Annotated in this window: 3 protein-coding genes (2 of these 3 running past the window's edge); all 3 read left to right on the top strand. The window is 77.0% G+C overall.

The window, feature by feature from the left end:
• Tightly spaced (each overlapping or abutting the next), the 3 genes in view from ACZ52J_RS33205 to ACZ52J_RS33195 form a layout consistent with a single transcriptional unit that may run on beyond the window.
• Positions 1-1,806: the 3' end of an SDR family NAD(P)-dependent oxidoreductase gene (locus ACZ52J_RS33205; RefSeq protein ID WP_465624033.1), read on the top strand. Its footprint begins 10,674 nt before the window's first position; the window shows 1,806 of its 12,480 coding nt (coding positions 10,675-12,480); its start codon lies off the left edge, out of view; it ends in the stop codon at positions 1,804-1,806.
• Positions 1,803-6,530 (top strand): amino acid adenylation domain-containing protein, encoded by a 4,728-nt coding sequence (locus tag ACZ52J_RS33200; protein ID WP_465624031.1) that lies wholly within the window; start codon positions 1,803-1,805, stop codon positions 6,528-6,530. The genes ACZ52J_RS33205 and ACZ52J_RS33200 overlap by 4 nt, the downstream gene beginning before the upstream one ends.
• A protein-coding gene (locus ACZ52J_RS33195) for an SDR family NAD(P)-dependent oxidoreductase (protein WP_465624029.1) crosses the window boundary here: on the top strand, positions 6,530-22,287 show its 5' portion. The gene runs 3,676 nt beyond the window's last position; the window shows 15,758 of its 19,434 coding nt (coding positions 1-15,758); the start codon lies at positions 6,530-6,532; the stop codon falls past the right edge of the window. Before ACZ52J_RS33200 ends, ACZ52J_RS33195 begins: the two co-directional genes overlap by 1 nt.

Genomic DNA, 22,287 nt, shown 5'->3' with positions numbered 1-22,287 from the left:
GGCGACGTCATCCACGGCGTCCTGCGCGGCAGCGCGGTCAACCACGGCGGCCGCACCAACTCGCTGACCGCGCCCAACCCGGACGCGCAGGCCGCCTGCGTGGTCGCGGCCCACCGCCGTGCCGGAGTGGACCCCCGGACGGTCACCTACGTCGAGACGCACGGCACCGGCACCGAACTCGGCGACCCGATCGAGGTCGAGGGCCTGAAGACGGCCTTCACCCGGCTGTACGCCGACCACGGCGCCCAGTGGACCGAGCCGCACGTCGCGCTGGGGTCGGCGAAGCCCAGCACCGGCCACCTGGAGGCGGCCGCGGGCGTCACCGGCCTGATCAAGGCGCTGCTCTCGATGCGCCACCGGGAGATCCCGGGCAACGTGCACCTCGAAACCCTCAACCCGCACCTGCGGCTGGAGAACAGCCCGCTGCGGGTGGTGCGCGAGCGCGAGCCCTGGCTGCCGGTGCGCACCGCTACCGGGGCCGAGGCCCCGCTGCGTGCGGGGGTGAGCGCCTTCGGGCTGGGCGGGGTCAACGTCCACGCGGTGGTCGAGGAGTACCGCGAGGCGCCGGTCGCCGGGCCCGCCGGCGACCAGCTGTTCGTCCTGTCGGCGCGGGACGCCGAGCGGCTGCGCGACTACGCCGGGAACCTCGCCCGATGGGCCCGGCGCCACGAGGACGTGGACCCGGCCGCGCTCGCCCACACCCTGCAGAGCGGGCGGGAGGAGTACGCCGAGCGCCTCGCCGTCGTCGCCGACTCGCCGTCCTCGCTCGCGGCGGTCCTGGAGGCCTGGCTGGCCGACGGCACCGAGCAGCGGGTGTTCACCGGAAGCGGCCGGGACGCCACCACGTCGCTCCTGCTGGAGGGGGCGGAGGGGCTCCACTACCTGCGGGCCGTCGTGGACGCCGGCCGGCTGGACAAGGTGGCCCGGCTCTGGGTCGGCGGCGCCCCGATCGACTGGGCGCAGCTGTGGCGGGGGGCGGCACCCCGGCGGGTGCCCGCGCCGACCTACCCGTTCGCCCGGGAGAGCTACTGGCTCACCCCCGGCGACCGGTTCGACCGGGTGCAGGCCGCGGGCTCGGGGCTGATCGCGGCCGAGGGCGCCGCCGTGGCGCCGGCCGGGCCCGTGCCGGCCGAGCCCGTCGTGGCCGAGCCCGTCGCGGCTCCGGCCCCCGCTCCGGCTCCGGTGGCGGCGGCCGCACCTGCGGCCGCACCCGTGGCCGCGCCCGCTCCGGCGCCTGCTCCGGTGCCTGCTCCGGCACCGGTGGTGCCCGCGCCCGCCGAGGCCGCCGCGCCCGCCGCGGTCCCGCCGGTCGGGCCGGCACCGGCCGACGGTGACCCGGAGGCCGCCGTCCGCGAGCACGTGCGCGCCCTGCTGGCCGCGCACCTGGGGATGCGGATCGAGCGGCTCACCGTGGACCTGGCGCTGTCCGAGGCGGGGGTGGACTCGCTGGGCCTGCGCCGACTGAGCCGGCGCCTGGGCGCCGACTACGGCGTGAACATCCCGACCCGCATGTTCTCCGTGCGGCAGACCGTCAGGTCGGCGGCGCAGGCGGTGTTCGAGGCCTACGGGCCGTTGCCCGCGTCGCAGCAGCCCGCACAGGCACCCGCACCCGCACCCGCACCCGTGACCGCGCCGCCGTCCACACCCGCACCGGCACCCGTAACCGCACCGGCACCCGTAACCGCAGCGGCACCCGTGACCGCGCCGCCGTCGGACGGCATCGCCGCGCTGCTGGCGGGCCTGCGCGACGGCAGCCTCGGCGTCGACGCCGCGCTGGCCGCACTGAAGGAAGGGGCGGGCCGATGAGCACCGCACTGCGCGAACTGCTGGCGGCGATCGCCGCCGGCGAGGTGTCGGAGGACGTGGCGGGGCCGCTGCTGCGCAGCCTGGTCGAGGCCGCCCCGGCCGCCGCCGCCCCGGCCGCTGCCCCGGCCGCCGCCGCCCCGGCCGCCGCGACGGCGCCCGTACCGGCCCCGGCCGCGGCCCCCGCGCCGACGGCGTACGACCCGAACCCCTATCCGCTCACCCGCGGCCAGGCCGCGCTGTGGGCCATCCACGAGGGCCGGCCGGACGCCACCTCCTACAACCTCCCGCTCGGCCTCTGGCTCGGCGAGCAGGTCGACCCGGACCGGCTCGCCGAGGCGCTGATCGCCGCGGTGGAACGCAACCCGGACCTGCGCATCGCCGTCCGGCTGGACGCCACCGGCCCGGTGCAGGTGATCACCGACCGCCCGGTCGAGGTGCCCCGGCTGGACCTCGGGCACGTGACCGACGGCGAGTTCACGGCCCGCGTCAACACCCTCGTCCGGCAGCCGTTCGACCTGGAGCACGACCCGCTGCACCGGTCCTGGCTGATCACCACGCCCGGCGGCGGGACCCTGCTGCTGCTCGTGTTCCACCACCTGATCACCGACGGCGTCTCCAGCCACCTCCTGCTGCGCGACATCGTCGCCTGCTACGACGGGCTGACCTCCGGCCGCGGGCTGCCGCCGGTCGAACCGGCCACGCCGTACTCCGAGTTCGTGCGGTGGCAGCGGGAGATGCTGGCCGGCCCGCAGGCCGAGGAGTACCGGCGCTGGTGGCTCGACCGGCTGGGCGGCGCCTCGACCGCGCCCGTGCTCCAGGCGGTCGCCGACCGCCGCCGGGTCGGCCCCGCCTCGCACACCAGCGGGGCGATGGTGCAGCTCCGGCTGCCGGAGGCCACCTGGAGCGCCGTCCGGAGCACCGCCCGCGCGGCCGGGGTGACCACCTTCGGCGTGGTCTTCGGCGCCTTCGCCGCGCTGCTGCAGCGGCACTCCGGCCACCGCGACATCAGCGTGATGGTGCCGACCGACGGCCGCCCCGAGTACCGCTTCGACCGCACCGTCGGCTACCTGATCAACCCGGTCGTCCTGCGGGTGGACTGCGACCCGCAGCTGAGCTTCACCGAGCTGGCGAACGCCGTCCAGGACGAGATGGTCCGGGCCGAGGACTACGGCGGCTACCCGTTCGCCTCGGTCGTCGACGACCTGCGCCGCGGCCCGGACGCCGGCGCGGAGTTCGGCATCGGCTTCTACCTGCAGCAGGGCGTCGGCGGGGACCAGGACATGGCCGCCGGCCAGACCGTCTTCCGGGACGCCCTCGACCTCACCCAGGAGAGCGAGAACGACCTCGTCGTCGAGGTGGTCGTCCGCGACACCGAGGCCCTGCTGTACGTCAAGTACGACACCGAGCTGTTCGACCGCCCCACCGTCGAGCGGCTGGCCGAGCACTACCGGCTGCTGCTCGAAGCCGTGACGGCCGACCCGAACCGGCGCGTCGCCGACCTCGACCTGGGCACCCCCGACGAGCGGGGCACCCTGGAGCGGGTCAACGCCACCCGCGCCGAGCGGCCGCGCGACGTCAGCACGGCCCAGCTGGTGCTCGCCCGTGCCGAACGGCACCCGGAGCGCACCGCCGTGGTGGACGCCGAGGGCGCGCTGACGTACGCCGAGCTCGCGGGCCGGGTGCGCGCCCTCACCGGGGTGCTGCGCGCCCGCGGGGTGCAGCCGGGCGACCTGGTCGGCGTGCTGACGGACCGTCGCGCCGTGCTGATCGTCGCGCTGCTCGCCGTCCAGGCCGCCGGGGCCGCGTACGTCCCGCTGGACCCGGACTTCCCGGCCGCCAGGCTCGCCCACATCGGCTCCGACGCCGGGCTGGCCGCCGTCCTGCTCGAACCGGGCCTGGCCGACCGGCTGCCCGCGGACGTCCCGGGCGTTCGGATCCCCGTCGACGACCCGGGCGCCGCGGCGCCGGCCGAACCGGTCGCCCGCCGCGACGCCGACCTCGCCTACGTGCTCTACACCTCCGGTTCGACCGGACGGCCCAAGGGCGTCGAGGTCACCCACGGCAACCTGGTCAACCTGCTGACCGCGATGGCCGACCGGCCGGGCTGCACCGAGGACGACGTGCTGCTCGCCGTCACCACCGCCGGCTTCGACATCGCCGGACTGGAGCTGCTGCTGCCGCTCACCCGGGGCGCCACCGTGCGCATCGCGCCCGCGGACACCGTCCGGGACGGGCTGGCGCTGGCCGAGCTGCTGGACGGCTCGGGAGCGACGCTCGTCCAGGCCACCCCGGCCACCTGGCAGATGCTGCTGCACGCCGGCTGGACCGGACGGGTGCGTCGGCTGCTGTGCGGCGGGGAGCCGCTGACCGCCGAACTCGCCACCCAACTGCTCGACCGCTGCGACGAGTTGTGGAACATGTACGGCCCGACCGAGACGACCATCTGGTCCTCCGCGCTGCGGGTGCGCCGCAACCGGCCGGTCACCGTCGGCACCCCGATCGCCAACACCACCTTCCGGGTGGCCGGTCCGGACGGCGCCCCGGTGCCGTTCGGCGCCGTCGGGGAGCTGCTGATCGGCGGGGAGGGCGTCGCCCGGGGCTACCGCAACCGGCCCGAGCTGACCGCCGAGCGCTTCCCGCGCGACCCGGCGACCGGCGAGCGGCTCTACCGGACCGGGGACCTGGCGCGCTGGTCGGCCACCGGGGAGCTGCTGCTGCTCGGCCGGGCCGACCGGCAGGTGAAGCTGCGCGGCCACCGCATCGAGCTCGGCGAGGTCGAGTCCGCCGTCCGGCGGCACCTCGAGGCCGGGGACGTCCGGGTGGTCGTGCGCGAGGACCTGCCGGGCACCCCGCAGCTGGTCGCGTTCGTGACCGCCGCCCCCGACGCCGCGGCCGCGGCCCTCCGACGGGCCGGCGAGCTGCTGCCCGAGTACATGGTCCCGGCCCGGACGGTCGCGCTGACCCGGTTCCCGATGACCCCCAACGGGAAGGTCGACGTCGGCCCGTTGGCGGACCTCCCGCCGGCCGAACTGCTGAGCCGGTTCGGGCACCCGCAGGAGCGGACCGCACCGGGTGCGCCCGCCGCCCCGGCCGCCCCGGCCGCGGCGCGGCAGGCCGCGCCCGCCGGCGACCTGCTGGCCCGGCTGCGCGAAGCCACCGCGGGCGTCGCGGGGCGGCCCGCCGAGGAGGTCCCGGTCGACCGGCCCCTGGGCGAGGTGGGCTTCGACTCCGTCGGCTTCACCCAGCTGGCCGTGGTCCTGCGGGAGCGGCTCGGCATCGCCGTGCGGCCCACCGTCTTCTACTCCCACCCGGACCTCGCCTCGCTGGCGGCCCACCTGACCGCGACCCACCCCGAGGCGCTCGCCCCGGTCGCCCGGGCGTCCGCGACCCCGGTCGCCGGGCCGGCCCCGGCCGCCGGTGCGCCCGCGGCCGCCGTCGGCTACCCGCCGGTCGCGATCATCGGGGTCGGCGGCCGGCTGCCGTCCTCGGCGAGCCTGGAGGAGTTCTGGGGCCACCTCACGGCCGGCCGCGACCTGACCCGCCCGTACCCGCTGGAGCGCGGCTTCTCCGCCCGGCTGTTCCCGGAGAGCTACCGCGGCTCCTTCGTCGACGACGTGGACGCGTTCGACCCGTCGCTGTTCCGCATCTCGCCCCGCGAGGCGGCCCAGATGGACCCGCAGCACCGGCTGCTGCTGCACGCCGCGCACGAGGCCCTGCTGGACTCCGGGCACGTGCCCGCCGAGCTGGCCGGCAGCCGCACCGGTGTCTTCGTCGGGCTCAGCGGCGCGGACTACCTCAGCCTGCTCGGCCCCGGCTCCCCGGAGATGGGCGACCACTTCCTGATCGGCAACGTCGCCTCCATCGCGGCCAACCGCATCTCGTACGTCTACGACCTGAGCGGCCCGAGCGCGGTGTTCGACACCGCCTGCTCCAGCTCGCTGGTCGCGATCCACCGGGCGGCCCGCGCACTGCAGTACGGCGACTGCGAACTGGCCCTGGCCGGCGGGGCGAACCTGCTGCTGGCGCCGCACGGCTTCGCCGGGCTGCGCCGCGCCGGGATGCTCAGCCCCGACGGCCGCTGCAAGACCTTCGACGAGCGGGCGGACGGCTACGGACGCGGCGAGGGCGTGGTCCTGCTGGCGCTCAAGCTGCTCGACCGCGCGCTCGCGGACGGGGACCCGGTGCACGCCGTCCTGATCGGCTCGGCGGAGAACCACGGCGGGCACACCCACTCGCTGACGGTGCCCAACCCGCAGGCGCAGCGCGAGGTCGTGCTGGCCGCGCACCGCGCCGCCGGGATCTCGCCGGACACCGTCGGCTACATCGAGGCGCACGGCACCGGGACTCCGCTCGGCGACCCGATCGAGGTCGACGCGCTCAAGGAGGCGTTCACCCGCCTCTACGAGGACTGGGGGATCCCGGTCGCCCCGGGCCGGACCGGCGTCGGATCGGTCAAGACCAACATCGGTCACCTGGAGGCCGCGGCGGGCGTCGCGGGCATCGTGAAGGTCATGCTGGCGATGCGTCACCGCACGCTCCCCGGCCTCGTGGACCTTCGGACGCCCAACCCGATGCTCGACTTCGCGGACAGCCCGCTGCGGATCCAGTCCGCGGCGCAGGCGTGGGAAACACCCGACGGCGCGCCGGCCCGAGCCGGCGTCAGCTCGTTCGGCATGGGAGGCAGCAACGTGCACGTGGTAATGGAAGAGGCGGGGGAACGTTGATGGGTGGCACCACCGAGGACCGAGCCGCTCGGCTGATCGTGCTGTCGGCCGACGGCCGCGAGCAGCTCGACCGCTACCGGGCCGAGCTGGCGGCCTGGCTGGACGCCCACCCGGCTGCCTCCCTGGACCGGATCGCGTACACCCTGGGGACCGGCCGCGAGCAGCTGCGGGAGCGGCTCGCCGTGGTCGTCACCGGGGTCGCCGAGCTGGCCGCCCGGCTGCGGGACGGCGAGGGCGTGCACACCGGGACGGCCGCGCCCGGCGCCGCCGACGGCCCGGTGACCGTCGACGACCCGGCCGCGGCGGCCCTGCGCTGGACCACGGGCGGGACGCTGGAGTGGCCCCGCCCGGCGGGCCGCCGGCCGGCCCGGCTCTCGCTGCCGCAGCCGCCCCGGGCGACCCGCGGCTTCTGGATCGACCCGCCTGCGGCGTTGGCCGGGGCCGTCCCCGAACGACTGCTGACCGGCGGCGAGTTCTACCTGCGCGACCACGCCCTGGGCACGGTCCGGATCCTGCCCGCCGTCGCGGCGCTGGAGTTCGCGGTGGACGCCGCCGCCGAGCGCGGGCACGGCCGGGCCACCGGCATCGTGAACGTGCTCTGGGCCCGCCCCGTGCTGGTCCGGGACGAGCCGGTGCGGGTGCGCCTGCACCTCGAACCGGCCGCCGACGGCGGGGTCGCCTACGAGCTGCGGCGGGTCGACGGCACGGCCGACGGCGTGCTCTGCTCGACCGGCACCCTGCGCTTCGACGAGGCCGCGCCGGCGCCCCGGATCGACCTGGAGGTCATCCGCGCCCGCCTGCCCAGGACGTCCACGGCCGAGGACTGCTACGCGGTGTTCGCCGCGCTCGGCGGCGGCTACGGGCCGAGCCTCCAGGGCCTGGAGTCGGTGCGGCACACCCCGGGCGAGGCGCTGGCCCGGGTGGCCGTCCCGGCGGCCGCCGACGAGCCGTTCGACCGCTTCACCCTGCACCCGTCGCTGCTCGACGCCATGCTCCAGGCCTGCCTGTGGACCGACCAGGACCCGTCGGCCCCCCGGGCGCGCGAGCTGCCCTTCGCCCTGGACGGCGTCGACATCTTCGGGCCGCTGCCCGAGCGGGGCCACGTGCACGCCGTGGCGACCCCGGCCGGCCACGACGTGGTGCTCGCCGACGACGACGGCCGGGTGTCCGTGCGGCTGCGCGCCGTGGTCACCCGGGCCCTGGACGGCGCCGCCGCGCCGGACGGCCCGGCCGCCGCCCACCTGCTCGTCCAGCGGTGGCAGGACGCCCCCGCCGGAGCGGACGCCGCCCGGCCGACCCGGGTGCGGCTGCTCGGCGAGGGCGAGCTGCCCGGCGCCGAGCGGACCACCGAGGACGCCGTCCTGGCGGGCGACGAGGACCTGCTCGTCGTCCGCACCACCGACGGCGACCCGCTGCCCGGACTGCTGCGGCTGTTCCGCTCCTGGGCGGCGCGGCCGACCGGGCGCCCGGTCCGGGTGCTCCAGGTCCTGCGGCCGACCGGCGGCGCCGACGACGCGCGGGTGCACGCCCTGGACGGCTTCGCCCGCGCGCTCGCCAACGAGCACCCGGAGTTCCGGGTCGCGGCCGTCGAGGCGGACGACCTCGCCGCCGCCGTCGCGGCCGAGGCCGGTGCCGCGCACGAGTTCCGCGTCCGGTACACCGCCGGGCGCCGACAGGTGCTCCGCTGGGAGCCGGTCGCCCCGGCCGCCGCCCCGATCGCCCCGCGCGGCACCGTGCTGGTGACCGGTGGCGCGGGCGCCCTGGGCCGCCACCTCATCGCCCACCTGGGCGCGGGCGCCCGCTACGTGCTGACCGGCCGTTCGGCGGAGGCCGACCTCTCCGCTCTGCGCGCCGCCGGGCTCGACGTCCACTACCTGCGGGCCGACCTGGGCGCTCCCGGTGCGGCCGCGGAGCTCGTCGGGCGGGTGCACGCGGACTTCGGCCCGATCCACGGAGTGCTGCACCTCGCCGGGACCACCCGGGACGCGCTGCTGGCGCGCAAGTCCGACGAGCAGTTCGCGGACGTGCTCGGGCCCAAGGTCGCGGGCACCCTCGAACTCGACCGGGCCACCGCGGGCGACCCGCTGGAGTTCTTCGTCTGCTTCTCCTCGATGTCCGGCGCCGCCGGCAGCCCCGGACAGACCGACTACGCCTACGCCAACCGCTTCCTGGACGCCTTCGCGGCCTGGCGCCGGGCGAGCGACCGGCCCGGGCGCAGCCTCTCCGTGCTCTGGTCGCTCTGGGCGGACGGCGGGATCCGCGTCGACGCCGACGAGGCCACCGCGGCCCGGATGGCCCGTCAGGTCGGGCTGGTGGCGATGCCGACCGCCGCGGCGCTGGAGGCGTTCGACCGCGCGCTGGGCCACGACGGGGACCACGTGATGGTCGCGCACGGCCATTTGGCGCGGCTGCGGGAGGTCCTCGACGCACCGGCCCCGGCCCTGCCGTCGGTGGCGGCGCCCGCGGCCTCCGCCGCGTCCGCCGAGTCCGCCGCGTCCGCGCCGGACGGGCGGTCGCCGGAGGTGACCGGCGCCGTCGAGGAGTTCCTGCGCGGCGTGCTGGCCGAGGTGTTCGACTTCCCGCCGGAGGAGATCGACGCGGACACCGCGTTCGAGCAGTTCGGTATCGACTCGCTGCTGATCATGGATCTGACCCGGCGGCTGGAGGACCACTTCGGGTCGCTGCCGAAGACCCTGTTCTTCGAGTACCAGAACCTGCGGGCGCTCGCGGGCTGGTTCGCCGGGCAGTACGGCGACCGGTTCGCCCCGCGGGCGGCGGCGCCCGCGCCGGAGGCCGCCCCGGTGCCCGAGGCCGTGCCGGTGGTCGAGGCCGCCCCCGCCCCCGCCCCCGCCCCCGTCGCCGCCGCGTCCGCGCCGGCCGCCCCCGCCGGCCCGATGCCCATCGCCATCGTGGGCGTGGCCGCGCGGTTCGCCGAGTCGGACACCCCGGAGGAGTTCTGGGCCAACCTGCGGGCGGGCCGGGACCTCGTCACCGAGATCCCCGCGGACCGCTGGGACTGGCGCGACTACGACCAGGCCACCCCCGCCGACCAGGCTGCCCGGTACAGCCGCTGGGGCAGCTTCCTGCGCGGCATCGACCGCTTCGACCCGCTGTTCTTCGGCATCTCGCCCCGCGAGGCCGAGATCATCGACCCCCAGGACCGGCTGTTCCTCCAGGCCGCCTGGCACGCCATGGAGAACGCCGGCCGCACCCGCGAGGACCTGCGCTCCCGCCGCGTCGGTGTCTACGTCGGCGCGATGTACGGGCTGTACCAGCTGCACGAGGCCGAGGACGGCCGGATCGGCGCCTCCTCGCACGCGTCGATCGCCAACCGCGTCTCGTACACCCTGGGCCTGACCGGCCCGAGCCTCGGCGTGGACACCATGTGCTCGTCCTCGCTGACGGCCATCCACCTGGCGGTGCGGGACCTGCGAGCCGGTGACACCGAGTTCGCCGTCGCGGGCGGCGTCAACCTCCACGTGCACCCGTACAAGTACCGCTTCCTCGGCCAGGGCGGCTTCACCTCGAGCGACGGTCGGTGCCGCAGCTTCGGCGCGGACGGCGACGGCTACGTGCCCGGTGAGGGCGTGGGCGCCGTGCTGCTGCGCCCGCTCGCTGACGCCGTCCGGGACGGCGACCACATCCACGGCGTCATCCTGGGCTCCAGCGTCAACCACGGCGGCCGGACCAACGGCTTCACCGTGCCCAATCCGGTCATGCAGGGCGGGCTGGTCAGCCAGGCGCTGGCCGAGGCCGGGGTGGACCCCGACTCGCTCGGCTACCTGGAGGCCCACGGCACCGGCACCGCGCTCGGCGACCCGGTGGAGATCCGCGGCCTCGCCCTGGCCCTGGGCGGCTCCGACCGGGCGCCGGGCAGCCTGCCGATCGGCTCGGTCAAGTCCAACATCGGGCACCTGGAGTCCGCCTCCGGCATGGCCGGACTCAGCAAGGTGCTGCTGCAGATGCAGCACGGCGAGCTGGTGCCCTCGCTCCACGCGGACCCGCCGAACCCGAACATCGACTTCGACTCGACCCCGCTGCGGGTGCAGCGCGAGCTCGCCCCCTGGCCCCGGCAGGACGGCCGGCCCCGCCGGGCGGGCATCAGCTCCTTCGGCGCGGGCGGTGCCAACGCCCACCTGGTCGTCGAGGAGTACGTCGCCGACCCGTCGGCCGCGCGGCCGTCGGCCGGCCAGGCCGGCCCCTGGCTGTTCCCGCTGTCGGCCCGGGCGCCGGAGCGCCTGCCCGTGCTGGCCGCGCAGCTCGCGGACGCCGTGGAGCGGGGGCGGTACGACCTCGCGGACGTGGCGTTCACCCTGCAGGCCGGGCGCGAGGAGTGGGCGGACCGGATGGTCGTGCTCGCCGCCACCGCCGAGGAACTGGTGGCCGGGCTGCGCGGGGACGCGCTGTCCGGCGTCTGGAACGGCAGCGCGCGCGGCCGGGCTTCGGCCCGGGCCGCGGCGCCCGCCGGCGACGACCCCGCCGAGCTCGCCGCGGCCTGGGTCGCCGGCGCCAGGATCACCTGGCCCCGGGGCAGCGGGCGGCGCGTGCCGTTGCCCGGCTACCCGTTCGAGGAGCTGCGCTGCTGGCTGACCGACACCATCTGGTCGCCGCCCGCCCGCACGGCGGTGTCGGGCCCCGTCCACCCGCTGCTGGACGGGGTCGACCCGGCCGACAGCCTCGACGGTCTGACCCACCGGGCCGTCTTCGGCCCCGAGCACCCGCTCATCGACGGGCACCGCGTCGGCGAGATCCGGCTGCTGCCCGCCGCGGCCATCCTGGAGATGGCCCGCGCGGCCGCCGAGGCGGCCGGCCTCGCGCAGCCCGTCCGGCTCGACGGCGTCCGGTGGCTGCGGCCGTTCACGGTGGCCGGCGCCGAGCGCACGGCCCGTCTGCGGCTGCGCCGCGGACGCGTCGGCCTGGAGTTCGAACTCCTCGGCGACGCCGACGAGTTGCTCGCCGAAGGACGGCTCGCCCAGCTGGCCGAACCGCGGCCCAGGGCCGTCCCGGTCGAGGCCCTGAAGGCCCGGCTGACCCGGCTCCACCAGGGCGCGGACCTCTACGCCGACCTCGCGGCCGCCGGGCTGCTCTACGGCCCCGCCCTGCGGACCGTCGAGTGGATCGCGTCGGGCGAGGGCGAGGCCCTGGTGCGCCTGCGCGTCCCCGCGGAGGCCGCCCGGTTCGCCGGCTGCGCCCTGCACCCCTCGGTGGTGGACGGCGCGCTGCACGCGTTCGCCGTCCTGCGCGACCGCACGGCCGGCTCCGCCATGGTGCCGTTCGCCCTCACGGCCGCCGAGGTGTTCGCCCCGGTGTCGGAGCTCGGGTACGCCCATGTGCGGGCCGTCGGCGCCGACCGCTACGACCTGACCCTGACCGACGACACCGGTGAGGTCCGGGTCCGGCTGCGGGACCTGTCGCTGCGGCCCGCCGGGGGCGCCGCGCCCACCGCCGCCCCGCAGGCGCCCGCGCCGCAGGCCGCCCCGGTGCCCGCGCCGGACGCCGCACCGGTGTCGCCCGACGAGCTGATGTTCGTCCCGCGCTGGGCACCGGTGGCCGAGCCGGGCCAGGCCCCCGCCGGGGGCACCACCTGGCTGGTCCGCGGCCCGGAGCACGCCGCGCTCGCCGCGGCCCTGCGGGCGGGCCTGGCCGGTACGGTCACCGAGCTGGACCCGAGGCAGGTCCGGGACGCCGGCGGCCGGCCCGACCACGTCGTCCTGCTCGCCCCCGCGGGCGGGCGCACCGACGACGTCGAGGCGCTCGAAACCGCCCAGGACCGGGGTGTCCTGACGCTCTTCCGGCTCGCCAAGGTGCTGCAGCGGCTCGGCTCCCCGATCCGGATCACCGTCGTCACCGAGGACGCGCTCACCACGGGCGACGAGCCGGTCCGCGACCCGTACGCGGCGAGCCTGCACGGGCTCGCCCTGTCACTGGCCCAGGAGCACCCGCGCTGGCGAGTGGCCGTCGTCGACCGGTCGTCCGCCGACGCGCCGACCGCCGACCTGCTCCGGGTGCCGGCCGGCGGCCCGTACGCGCTGCGCGGCGGCGTGTTCCACCGCCGCCGGCTCGTCGCCGCCGCGCCCACGCCCCCGCAGGAGCGGATCCGCCGCGACGGCGTCTACCTGGTCCTCGGCGGCGCCGGGGGCATCGGACTCGAACTGGCCGACTGGCTCGTCCGGCGCCACCGGGCGAAGGTCGTGCTGCTCGGCCGCAGCGAGCTGGACGCCGGGCGCCGCGCCCGGCTGCGCGCCATCGACCCCGGCGGCGAGCTGGTCTCCTACGAGCGGGCCGACGCGACGGACCCGCGGGCCCTGCGCGAGGCGGTCGCCCGCACCCGCGCCCGGCACGGCGCCCTGCACGGCGTCTTCCACGCGACCATCGTGCTGCGCGACCAGACCGTCGCCACCATGACGGAGGACACCTTCCAGGACGTCCTCGCCGCCAAGACCCGCACCTCGGTCGCCCTGCACGCGGCGCTCGCCGACGCGTCCGACCTGGACTTCGTCCTCTTCTTCTCCTCGGCGGTGGCGCTCTCCGGCAGCGCCGGGCAGGGGAACTACGCGGCCGGCTCGACCTTCGAGGACGCCTTCGCCCACCACCTCGACGGGGTGCTGCGGGCCAGCGTCGCAGTCATCAACTGGGGCTACTGGGGGACGGTCGGCATCGTCGCGGACGAGCGCCACCGGGCCCGCCTGGCGGCCACCGGCATCCACTCGATCACCCCGGAGGAAGGGATGGCGGCCGTGCACAGCGTGCTGGGACGCCCGGACCGACAGGTCGTCGTCGTCAAGGCCGACGCCTCCGCGCTGGCCGCGGTCGGCGTCGAGCAGGAGACCGCCGCGCCCGGCACCCCGGCCGACGACGTGTCGCTGGTGCCGTCCCTCGCGGCGCTCCGGCCGGTCGAGCGGTTGCTCACCGAGGACGACGACGCCCGCCTGGACGAGATCATGCTCGGCTGGCTGTGGACCCTGTTCCGCCAGGAGGGCGTCTTCCTGACCGAGGCCGAGCGGTGGACCCCCGAGGCGCTCACCGAGCGGCTGGGCGTCGTACCCGCGCACGGCCGGCTCTTCGCCGAGCTCCTGCGCCAGCTCACCGAGGCCGGCTTCCTGCGCGACAGTGGCGGGCGGCTCGCCCCCACCGGGCGCCCGGTGGGCGCCGACCCGGAGGGCGACCTGGTCGAGCTGTGCGAGCAGAAGACGGCGCTGAACCGCTTCGACCGGCTGCTCAGGCCCTGCATGCACAACCTCTTCGGCGTCATGCGCGGCACCGTCCGCGCGACCGACGTGATGTTCCCGGGCGGCTCGACCGCGCTCGTCGAGGGCGCCTACCGGGGCAGCCCGGTCGTCGACCGGGCCAACGAGCTCGTGGTCGGGGCCGTCCGCGACCAGTTGGACGGGCACCGCGGCCGGCTGACGGTCGTCGAGATCGGGGCGGGCACCGGCGGCACCACCGCCAGCGTCCTGCCCGCGCTGTCCGCCTCCGGCGTCGACGTGAGCTACGTCTACACCGACATCTCCCGGGCCTTCCTGCAGCACGGCCGGCAGCGGTTCGCCGCCGAGCACCCGTACGTCCGCTTCGAGCAGCTCGACATCTCGCGCGACCCGGTCGCGCAGGGCTTCCAGCCCGGCAGCGTCGACCTGGTCGTCGCCGCCAACGTGCTGCACGCCACGACCGACCTGCTCGCCACCCTGCGCGCCGTCAACCTGCTGCTCAGGCCGGGCGGCCGCCTGGTGCTCAACGAGGCCAGCAGCAACGTCATGACCGCGACCCTCACCTTCGGGCTGCTGGACGGCTGGTGGCTCCACCAGGACGCCGAACTGCGGCTGCCCGGCTCGCCGTTGCTCTCCGCCCCCGGCTGGCGCCGGGCCCTCGCGCTGGCCGGCTTCGCCCGCAGCCGGGCCCTGCCCGCCGACGAGGGGCTGAGCCAGCACGTGGTCGTCGCCGAGACGGCGGCGGAGGGTGCGCCGCGGGCCACCGCGCCGGCGGTCACCGCCGCCCCGGCCCCCGTGACCGCGACCGCCGGCCCGGGCACCCCGGCCGACGGGGACGCCGACGCGCTGACCGAGGCGGCCCGGGAGTACGTCAAGGACGCCTTCGTCGAGATCCTCCAGGTCCCGCGCGAGCGGCTCTGGCTCGACGAGACCTACGAGAACTTCGGCGTCGACTCGCTGACCGTGCCCCGGATCGCGGACCTGCTGGCCGAGCGGACCGGCGAACTGCCCGCGACCCTGCTGTTCGAGTACCCGACGATCCGCGAGGTCGCCGACTACCTGGTGGAGCGCCACCCCGCCGCCGTCCGCGCGCTGCTCCCCGAGCAGCCCGCCCCTGCCGCCGCCCCCGCCGTGGTGGCGGCGTCCCGGCCGCAGGCCGCGCCGCGCCCGGAGGCGGACCACCGCATCGCGATCATCGGCGTCGCGGGCCGCTACCCGCTCGCCGACGACACCGAGGCGTACTGGGAGAACCTGCGGGCCGGCCGCGACTGCGTGCGCGAGGTGCCGTCGGAGCGCTGGGACCACCGCACGCTGACCTCGGCCGACGGCCGGCCGGTCAGCCGCTGGGGCGGATTCCTCGACGGCATCGACGAGTTCGACCCGCGCTTCTTCCAGATGTCGCTGCGCGAGGCCGAGCTGACCGACCCGCAGGAGCGGCTGTTCCTGCAGACCTCCTGGCACGCCCTGGAGGACGCCGGCTACCCGCGCACCCGGCTGCGCGGCAGCCGGGTGGGCGTCTACGTGGGCGTCATGTACGGCCACTACCAGCTGTTCGAGGACGAGCGCGGCCTCGCGGGCGGCATGGGGTACTCCTCCATCGCCAACCGGGTCTCCTACGTCCTCGACCTGCACGGCCCCAGCCTGGCCGTCGACACCATGTGTTCCTCCTCGCTGACCGCCATCCACCTCGCCTGCGAGGCCCTGGTGGCCGGCCGGGCGGACTACGCGCTCGCCGGCGGCGTCAACCTCGCCCCGCACCCGCGCAAGTACCGCCAGCTCGCGGTAGGCGGCTTCACCGGCGACAGCGGACGGTGCCGCAGCTTCGCGGCCGACGGCGACGGCATGGTGCCCGGCGAGGGCGTCGGCGCCGTCCTGCTCAAGCCGCTGGCCGCGGCGGAGCGCGACGGCGACCGGATCCTCGGCGTCATCCTGGCCAGCGCCCTCAACCACGGCGGCAAGACCGGCGGGTTCGCCGTGCCCAGCCCCGCCGCCCAGGCCGAGGTCGTCGCCGAGACGCTGCGCGAGGCCGGCGTCGAACCGGGCAGCGTCTCGTACGTGGAGGCGCACGGTACCGGGACGGCGCTCGGCGACCCGGCCGAAGTGGCCGGGCTGGTCCGCGCCTTCGGCGACCTGCCGGCCGGCTCGATCGCCCTCGGTTCGGTGAAGTCCAACCTCGGGCACCTGGAGTCGGCGGCGGGCATCGCCGCGCTCACCAAGGTCCTGCTGCAGCTGAGGGCCCGTGAACTGGCGCCCTCCCTGCACGCGGACCGGCTCAACCCGGCCGTCGACTGGAACCGGGTGCCGTTCCGGGTCCAGCGCGACCTCGCGCCGTGGACCGGCCCCGGGCCGCTGCGCGCGGGCGTCAGCGCCTTCGGCGCGGGCGGCTCCAACGCCCACCTCGTGGTGGAGGAGTACCGGCAGGACGCACCGGTCGCCGCCCCGGCGGGCCCGGCCGTCCTCCCGCTCTCGGCCCGGGACGAGGAGGGTCTGCGCCGGGTCGCCGAGCGGACGCTGGCCTGGCTGCGCGCCGCGCGCCCGGCCGTCGACGTGGCGGACCTCGCGGCCGCGGCGGGCGTGCCCGTCACGGCGGTGGACGAGCCGCTCGACGAGCTCGGCCTCGACCCGGCCACCATCGTGCGGCTGATCGGTCGCACCGACGCGGTGCGCCCGGGGGCCGTGCACGGCGGGACGACGCTGCGCGAGCTGGCCACCCGGTCGGCCGGCGCCGGAGCCGGGGTCGACCTCGGCCGGCTGGCGTACACCCTCCAGGTCGGGCGGGAGGCCCAGGCGCACCGCCTCGCCGTCGTCGCCTCCTCGGCGGAGGCGTTCGCGGACGCGCTGGCGGGCTTCCTCGCCGGGCGCCCGGGCGGGTACACCGGCGTCGCGACCGCGGAGCCCGGCCCCGCCACCGTGCCGTCCGCCGACGCCGAGGACACCGCGCGCCGCTGGGCCGCCGGCGAGGCGTTCGACTGGGCGGGCGCCCACCAGGGCGCGGTCCGGCCGCTGTCGCTGCCGGGGTACCCGTTCGCGCGGACCCGCTGCTGGATCGACGCGGTCGCCCCGACCGCCCCCGCCGCCCCGGCCTCCGCCGCTCCGACCGCCCGGACGGCCGTGGCGGACGGCACCCGTGTGCTGGCCGCGGTGCTGCGCCTGCTGGGCGACGTCAGCGGCTACCCGGTGGCCGACCTCGACCCGGCCGGCTCCTTCCACGACCACGGCCTGGACTCGCTGAGCCTGGTCCGGCTGGCCGGCGAGGTCTCCGAGGCCTTCGCGGTGCCGGTCGGCCCGGACCAGTTGCTGGCCACCCCCACCCCGAAGGAACTCGCCGCCTGGCTGGCGCGCGAGTACCCGGACGCCCTCCCCGAGGCGGACCGGCCCGCCCCGGCGGAGGCCCCGGCCGCCCCGGCCGCCCCGGCCGTCGCGGTCGAGGCGCCGGTCGCGGTCACCCCGGCCGAGGACGACCCGGTGGTGATCGTGGGCATGGCCGGGACCCTGCCCGGGTCCGCCGACCTGGACGCCTTCTGGGCCAACCTGCAGCGCGGCGGCGACCTCTTCGAGAAGGTGCCCGAGGACCGCTGGGACGCCCGCGCCCACCACGGCGACCCGGCGCTGCACCCCGACCGGACCCGGATCACCCGGGCCGGCTTCATGCCGGACATCGACCGGTTCGACCCGCTGTTCTTCGGCATCTCCCCGCGCGAGGCCCGTTGGATGGACCCCCGCCAGCGCCTGCTGCTGCGCACCGTGTGGACGGCCCTGGAGGACGCCGGCATCGACCCGACCTCCCTCGCCGGCACCGACACCGGCCTGTTCGTCGGCGTCGGTTCCTCCGAGTACGCCGAGCTGGTCCAGCGCTCCGGCACCGCCACCGACGCCTACGCGTCGACCGGCCTGACCCCGTCCATGCTGGCCAACCGGGTCTCCTACCACCTAGACCTGCGCGGCCCCAGCGAGCCCGTGGACACCGCCTGCTCCAGCTCGCTGGTCGCCCTGCACCGCGCGGCCGAGGCCCTGTACCTCGGGCACTGCGACACCGTCATCGCGGGCGGCGTCAGCCTGATGCTGTCGCCGGTGACCTTCGCCTCCCTCGAACGGGCCGGGATGCTCAGCCCGGACGGCGTCGGCCGGGCCTTCGACGACGACGCCGCCGGCTACGTGCGCGGCGAGGGCGTCGGAGCCGTCGTGCTCAAGCGGCTCAGCCGGGCCCGCGCCGACGGCAACCCCGTCCTCGCGGTGCTGCGCGGCACCGCCGTCAACCACGGCGGGCGGTCCAACTCGCTGACGGCGCCCAACCCGCGCGCCCAGGCCGAGGTCATCGTCAAGGCGCACCGCGCCGCCCGCGTCGATCCGGCGACCGTCGGCTACATCGAGACGCACGGCACCGGGACGGTCATCGGCGACCCCGCCGAGACCAACGGACTGCGCCAGGCCTTCGCGGAGCTCTACCGCGACTGGGGCCACCCGGCGCCCTCGGCGCCGCACTGCGCCCTCGGCGCGCTCAAGAACACCATCGGGCACCTCGAACCGGCCGCCGGCATCGCCGCCGTCCTGCGGGTGCTGCTGTCGATGCGGCACGGCCGGATCACCGGCGACCCGCACGGGCCGCGGCCCAACCCCCACCTGGCGCTCGCCGGGACCCCGTTCGAGGTCGCCGCGGCCGGCCGCGACTGGCTGCCGTCGGCCCCCGACGTGCCGCGCCGCGCGGGCGTGAGCTCGTTCGGCTACGGCGGGGTCAACGCCCACGTCGTCCTGGAGGAGTACCGCGCCGACGACGAGCCGGCCGCGACCACCGCCCCGGTCGTCCTCACCTTCTCCGCGCGCGACGGGGAGCGGCTGCGCGCCCACGCGCAGGCGTTCCTGGACAGGCCGGAGAGCTGGACGCCGGACCTCGCCGCGACCGCGCACACCCTGCAGAGCGGCCGCGCCCTGCACGCCGAACGCCTGGCGTTCGTCACCGGTTCGGCCGACCACGCGCTCGCCACCCTGCGGCGGTTCCTCGCCGGGGACACCGCGGGCCTGCACCTCGGCCGCGTCGAGCGGGGCACCGACCCCGAGCCCTTCGACGGCCACGGTGACGACGAGGCGGCGGCCGCCGCCTGGGTGCGCGGCGCGACCGTCGACTGGGCCGCCCGGCGGACCGGGGCACCGGCGCTGCGCTCCCTGCCCGGCTACCCCTTCGCCGCCGAGCGGCACTGGTTCACCGACGGCGCCCCGGCGCCGGTGGCCGAACCGGCCGCGCCGGTCAGCCTGTTCGCGGCGGAGTGGGCGGCCGAGCCCGTGCCGCCGGCCGTGCCGCGCACCGACCGGGTGCTGGTCTTCGGTGACCTGCCGGTCCCCGGCGCCGTGCACGTCCGGGCCGGCACCAGGTATGCCGAGGACGGCGACACCGTCACGATCCGCCCCGCCGAGCCCGAGGACTACGCCCGGCTGCTGGCCGTCCCGGCCGACCGCATCGTGCACCAGTGGCCGCTGCTCACCCCGGACCGCGCGGACCTCGGCACCGAGTCGGTGTTCCTGCTCGCCCGCGCGCTGATGGCCTCCCGGGCCCCGGCGCGGCTCCAGGTCCTGGTGCCCGAGGGCGCCATGGCGGAGGCGTGGGGCGGCTTCGAGGCCTCGCTGCGGGCCGCCCTGCCCGGCATGGCCGTCTGCGTGGTGCGGGTGGCCGGCCGGGTCGGCCAGGCCGCGCTGCTCGCCGAGGTCGCGGCCGAGCGCCTCTCCGGAGCCGCCGTCCGCCTCTCGGAGACCGGCCGGGCGGTCCGGCTGCTGACCGAGATCGCCCCGCGGCCCGCGCAGCCGTCCCCGCTGCGCCCGGGCGGCGTCCACCTGGTCACCGGCGGCACCGGCGGGCTCGGCCTGCTGCTCGCCCGCACCCTGCTGGCCCGCGGGGCCAAGGTGGCCCTCACCGGCCGGTCGCCGGAGGCGGACCGGGCCGCGGAGCTCGCCGAGCTGCGCACGCTCGGCGAGGTGCGGTACTTCCGGGCCGCGGTCGAGGACCGGGCCGCCATGGCGGCGGTCGTCGCCGCCGTCAGGGAGCAGTGGGGCGGGCTGAACGGCGTCTTCCACCTGGCCGCCACCGCCTCCCGCACGCCGCTGCCCGGCAAGGACGTCGCGGAGTTCCGCACGCACCTGCGGGCGCGCTTCGAGGGCACCAGGGTGCTCGACGAGGTGACCGCGGGCGAGCCGCTGGACCTCTTCGTGCTGTACTCCTCGCTCGCGGGCCAGCTCGGTGACTACGGCCTGGTCGACTACGCGGTGGGCGCCCGCTTCCTGGACGGCTTCGCCGAGGAGCGCGAGGCGCTGCGCACGGCGGGCGGCCGCAGCGGGCGCACCGTCTCGATCGACTGGCCGATGTGGCGCGACGGCGGCATGCACGTGGACCCGGAGGACGAGAGCCGCTACCTCGCCGCCACCGGCTTCCGCTACCTGGAGGCCGAGGAGGGCGAGCGGCTGCTCGACGTGGTGCTGCGCCTGGGCCGGCCCCAGGTGGCCGTGCTGCCGGGGGAGCCGGAGCGGATGCGCGAGCAGGTCGCGTCGATGCGGACCCGCGAGGTCCTGCGCCCGGCCGAGCCGGTCGCGGCGCCGACCGTGGTGCCGGTCGTCGAGCCGGCCGTGGTGCCGGCCGCCGTACCGGTGGTCCGGTCGGTGGGGGTCGACGCCGCGGGTGAACTGGCGGTCCGGCTCCGGGAGATGATCGCGGAGAACCTGGGCCTGGCGCCGGCGGCGCTCGACCCGCAGGCCGGTTTCGGCGAGTACGGGCTGGACTCCTTCGGTCTCCAGTCGCTGTCCGCCGCGATCGAGGAGCGCTACGGCGTGTCGGTTCCGACCACGACGCTGTTCGGTGCGAACACCATCGGCAAGCTCGCCCGGCACCTCGCCGAGGAGTACCCGGGACTGGGCCGGCCCGCCGCGCCCGTGGCGCCCGCCGCACCGGTCGCGCCCGCGGCGCCCGCCGCACCCGCAGCGGTCCCGGCCGCCGCGGCACCGCGCCCGGAGGCCGTCGCCTCCGCGGTGCGGGAGGCGGCACCGGCCGAGGACGACGCGATCGCCGTCATCGGCATGGCCGGGCGGTTCCCGGGCTCGGCCGACCTGGACGGGTTCTGGCACCACCTCGCGGACGGACGGGACCTCGTGACCGAGACCCCCGCCGACCGCTGGGACTGGCGGGAGGTGTCCCGGCGCTTCGGCGGCACCGCCCGGTGGGGCGGCTTCCTCGACGACGTCGACCGCTTCGACGCGCGGTTCTTCAAGATCTCGCCGGCCGAGGCCGAGGTGATCGACCCCCAGCACCGGCTGTTCCTGGAACACACCTGGGCGGCGCTGGAGGACGCCGGCTGCCGGGCGGACCGGCTCGCCGGGCGCCGGGTGTGCGTCTTCGCGGGCGTGCAGTTCAACGACTACGAGGCGATGGTGATGGGCGGCGGGCAGGTCAACGCCCACGCCGGCACCGGGCTGGCGCGGACGATGCTGGCCAACCGCATCTCGTACCTGCTGGACCTGCGCGGCCCGAGCGAGAGCATCGACACCGCCTGCTCCAGCTCGCTGGTGGCGCTGCACCGCGCCGTCCGCGCCCTGCGGTCCGGGGAGAGCGACCTGGCCATCGCCGGCGGGGTGAGCCTGGTGCTCTCGCCGCAGACCGTGGTCGCGGGCAACCAGCTCGGCGTGCTCTCGCCGGACGGCCGGTGCAAGGCGCTGGACGCGGCGGCCGACGGCTACGTCAAGGGGGAGGGCGTGGGCGTGCTGGTGCTGAAGCCGCTGGCCCGCGCGCTCGCCGACGGCGACCGGGTGCACGCAGTCATCCGGGGAAGCGCCGTCAACCACGGCGGACACGCGTCCTCGCTGACCGCGCCGAACCCGCTGGCCCAGGCCGACCTGCTGGTGGACGCCTACCGCGACGCCGGCGTGCCGATCGAGACGGTGTCCTACGTCGAACTGCACGGCACCGGCACCCCGCTCGGCGACCCGGTGGAGATCGACGGCCTGACCCGGGCCCACCGCGCGCTCGCCACCGGCCCGGCCGCCGCCTGCGGCATCGGGACGGTGAAGAGCAACATCGGCCACCTGGAGCCCGCCGCCGGCATCGCCGGAGTGATCAAGGTGGTCCTGGCGATGCGGCACCGGACCCTGCCGCCGACCCTCCACCTGCGCACGCTCAACCCGCTGATCGACCTCGACGGCACGCCGTTCGAGCCGGTCGGCGCCGCGACCCCGTGGGAACCCGTGGACGCCGCCGGCGCGCCGCTGCCGCTGCGCGCCGGGGTGAGCTCCTTCGGCTTCGGCGGCGTCAACGCGCATGTCGTGCTGGAGGAGCCGCCGACCGCGCCGCCCGCCACCGCGACCGGGCCCGCGGCGGAGCACGAGGTGTTCGTGCTCTCCGCCCGGACCGAGGACGCGCTGCGCCGGTACGCGGCCGCGACCGTGGCGCACCTGGACGGCCTGCCCGAGGGCTCGGCGCCGTCGCTGTCCTCGCTCGCCTTCACCTCCCAGGTCGGGCGGGTGCCGATGGCGGTGCGGCTGGCCGTGGTCGCCGGGTCGACGGCGCGGCTGCGCGAGCT

The organism is Kitasatospora sp. NPDC034035 (genome assembly GCF_055575755.1).
The sequence above is the reverse complement of the archived record's forward strand: the minus strand, read 5'-3'. Positions and strand labels throughout refer to the sequence as shown.

Coding starts and splice junctions, on each gene's coding strand:
- ACZ52J_RS33200 (WP_465624031.1), top strand. CDS start 1,803: ATGAGCACCGCACTGCGCGAACTGCTGGCGGCGATCGCCGCCGGCGAG.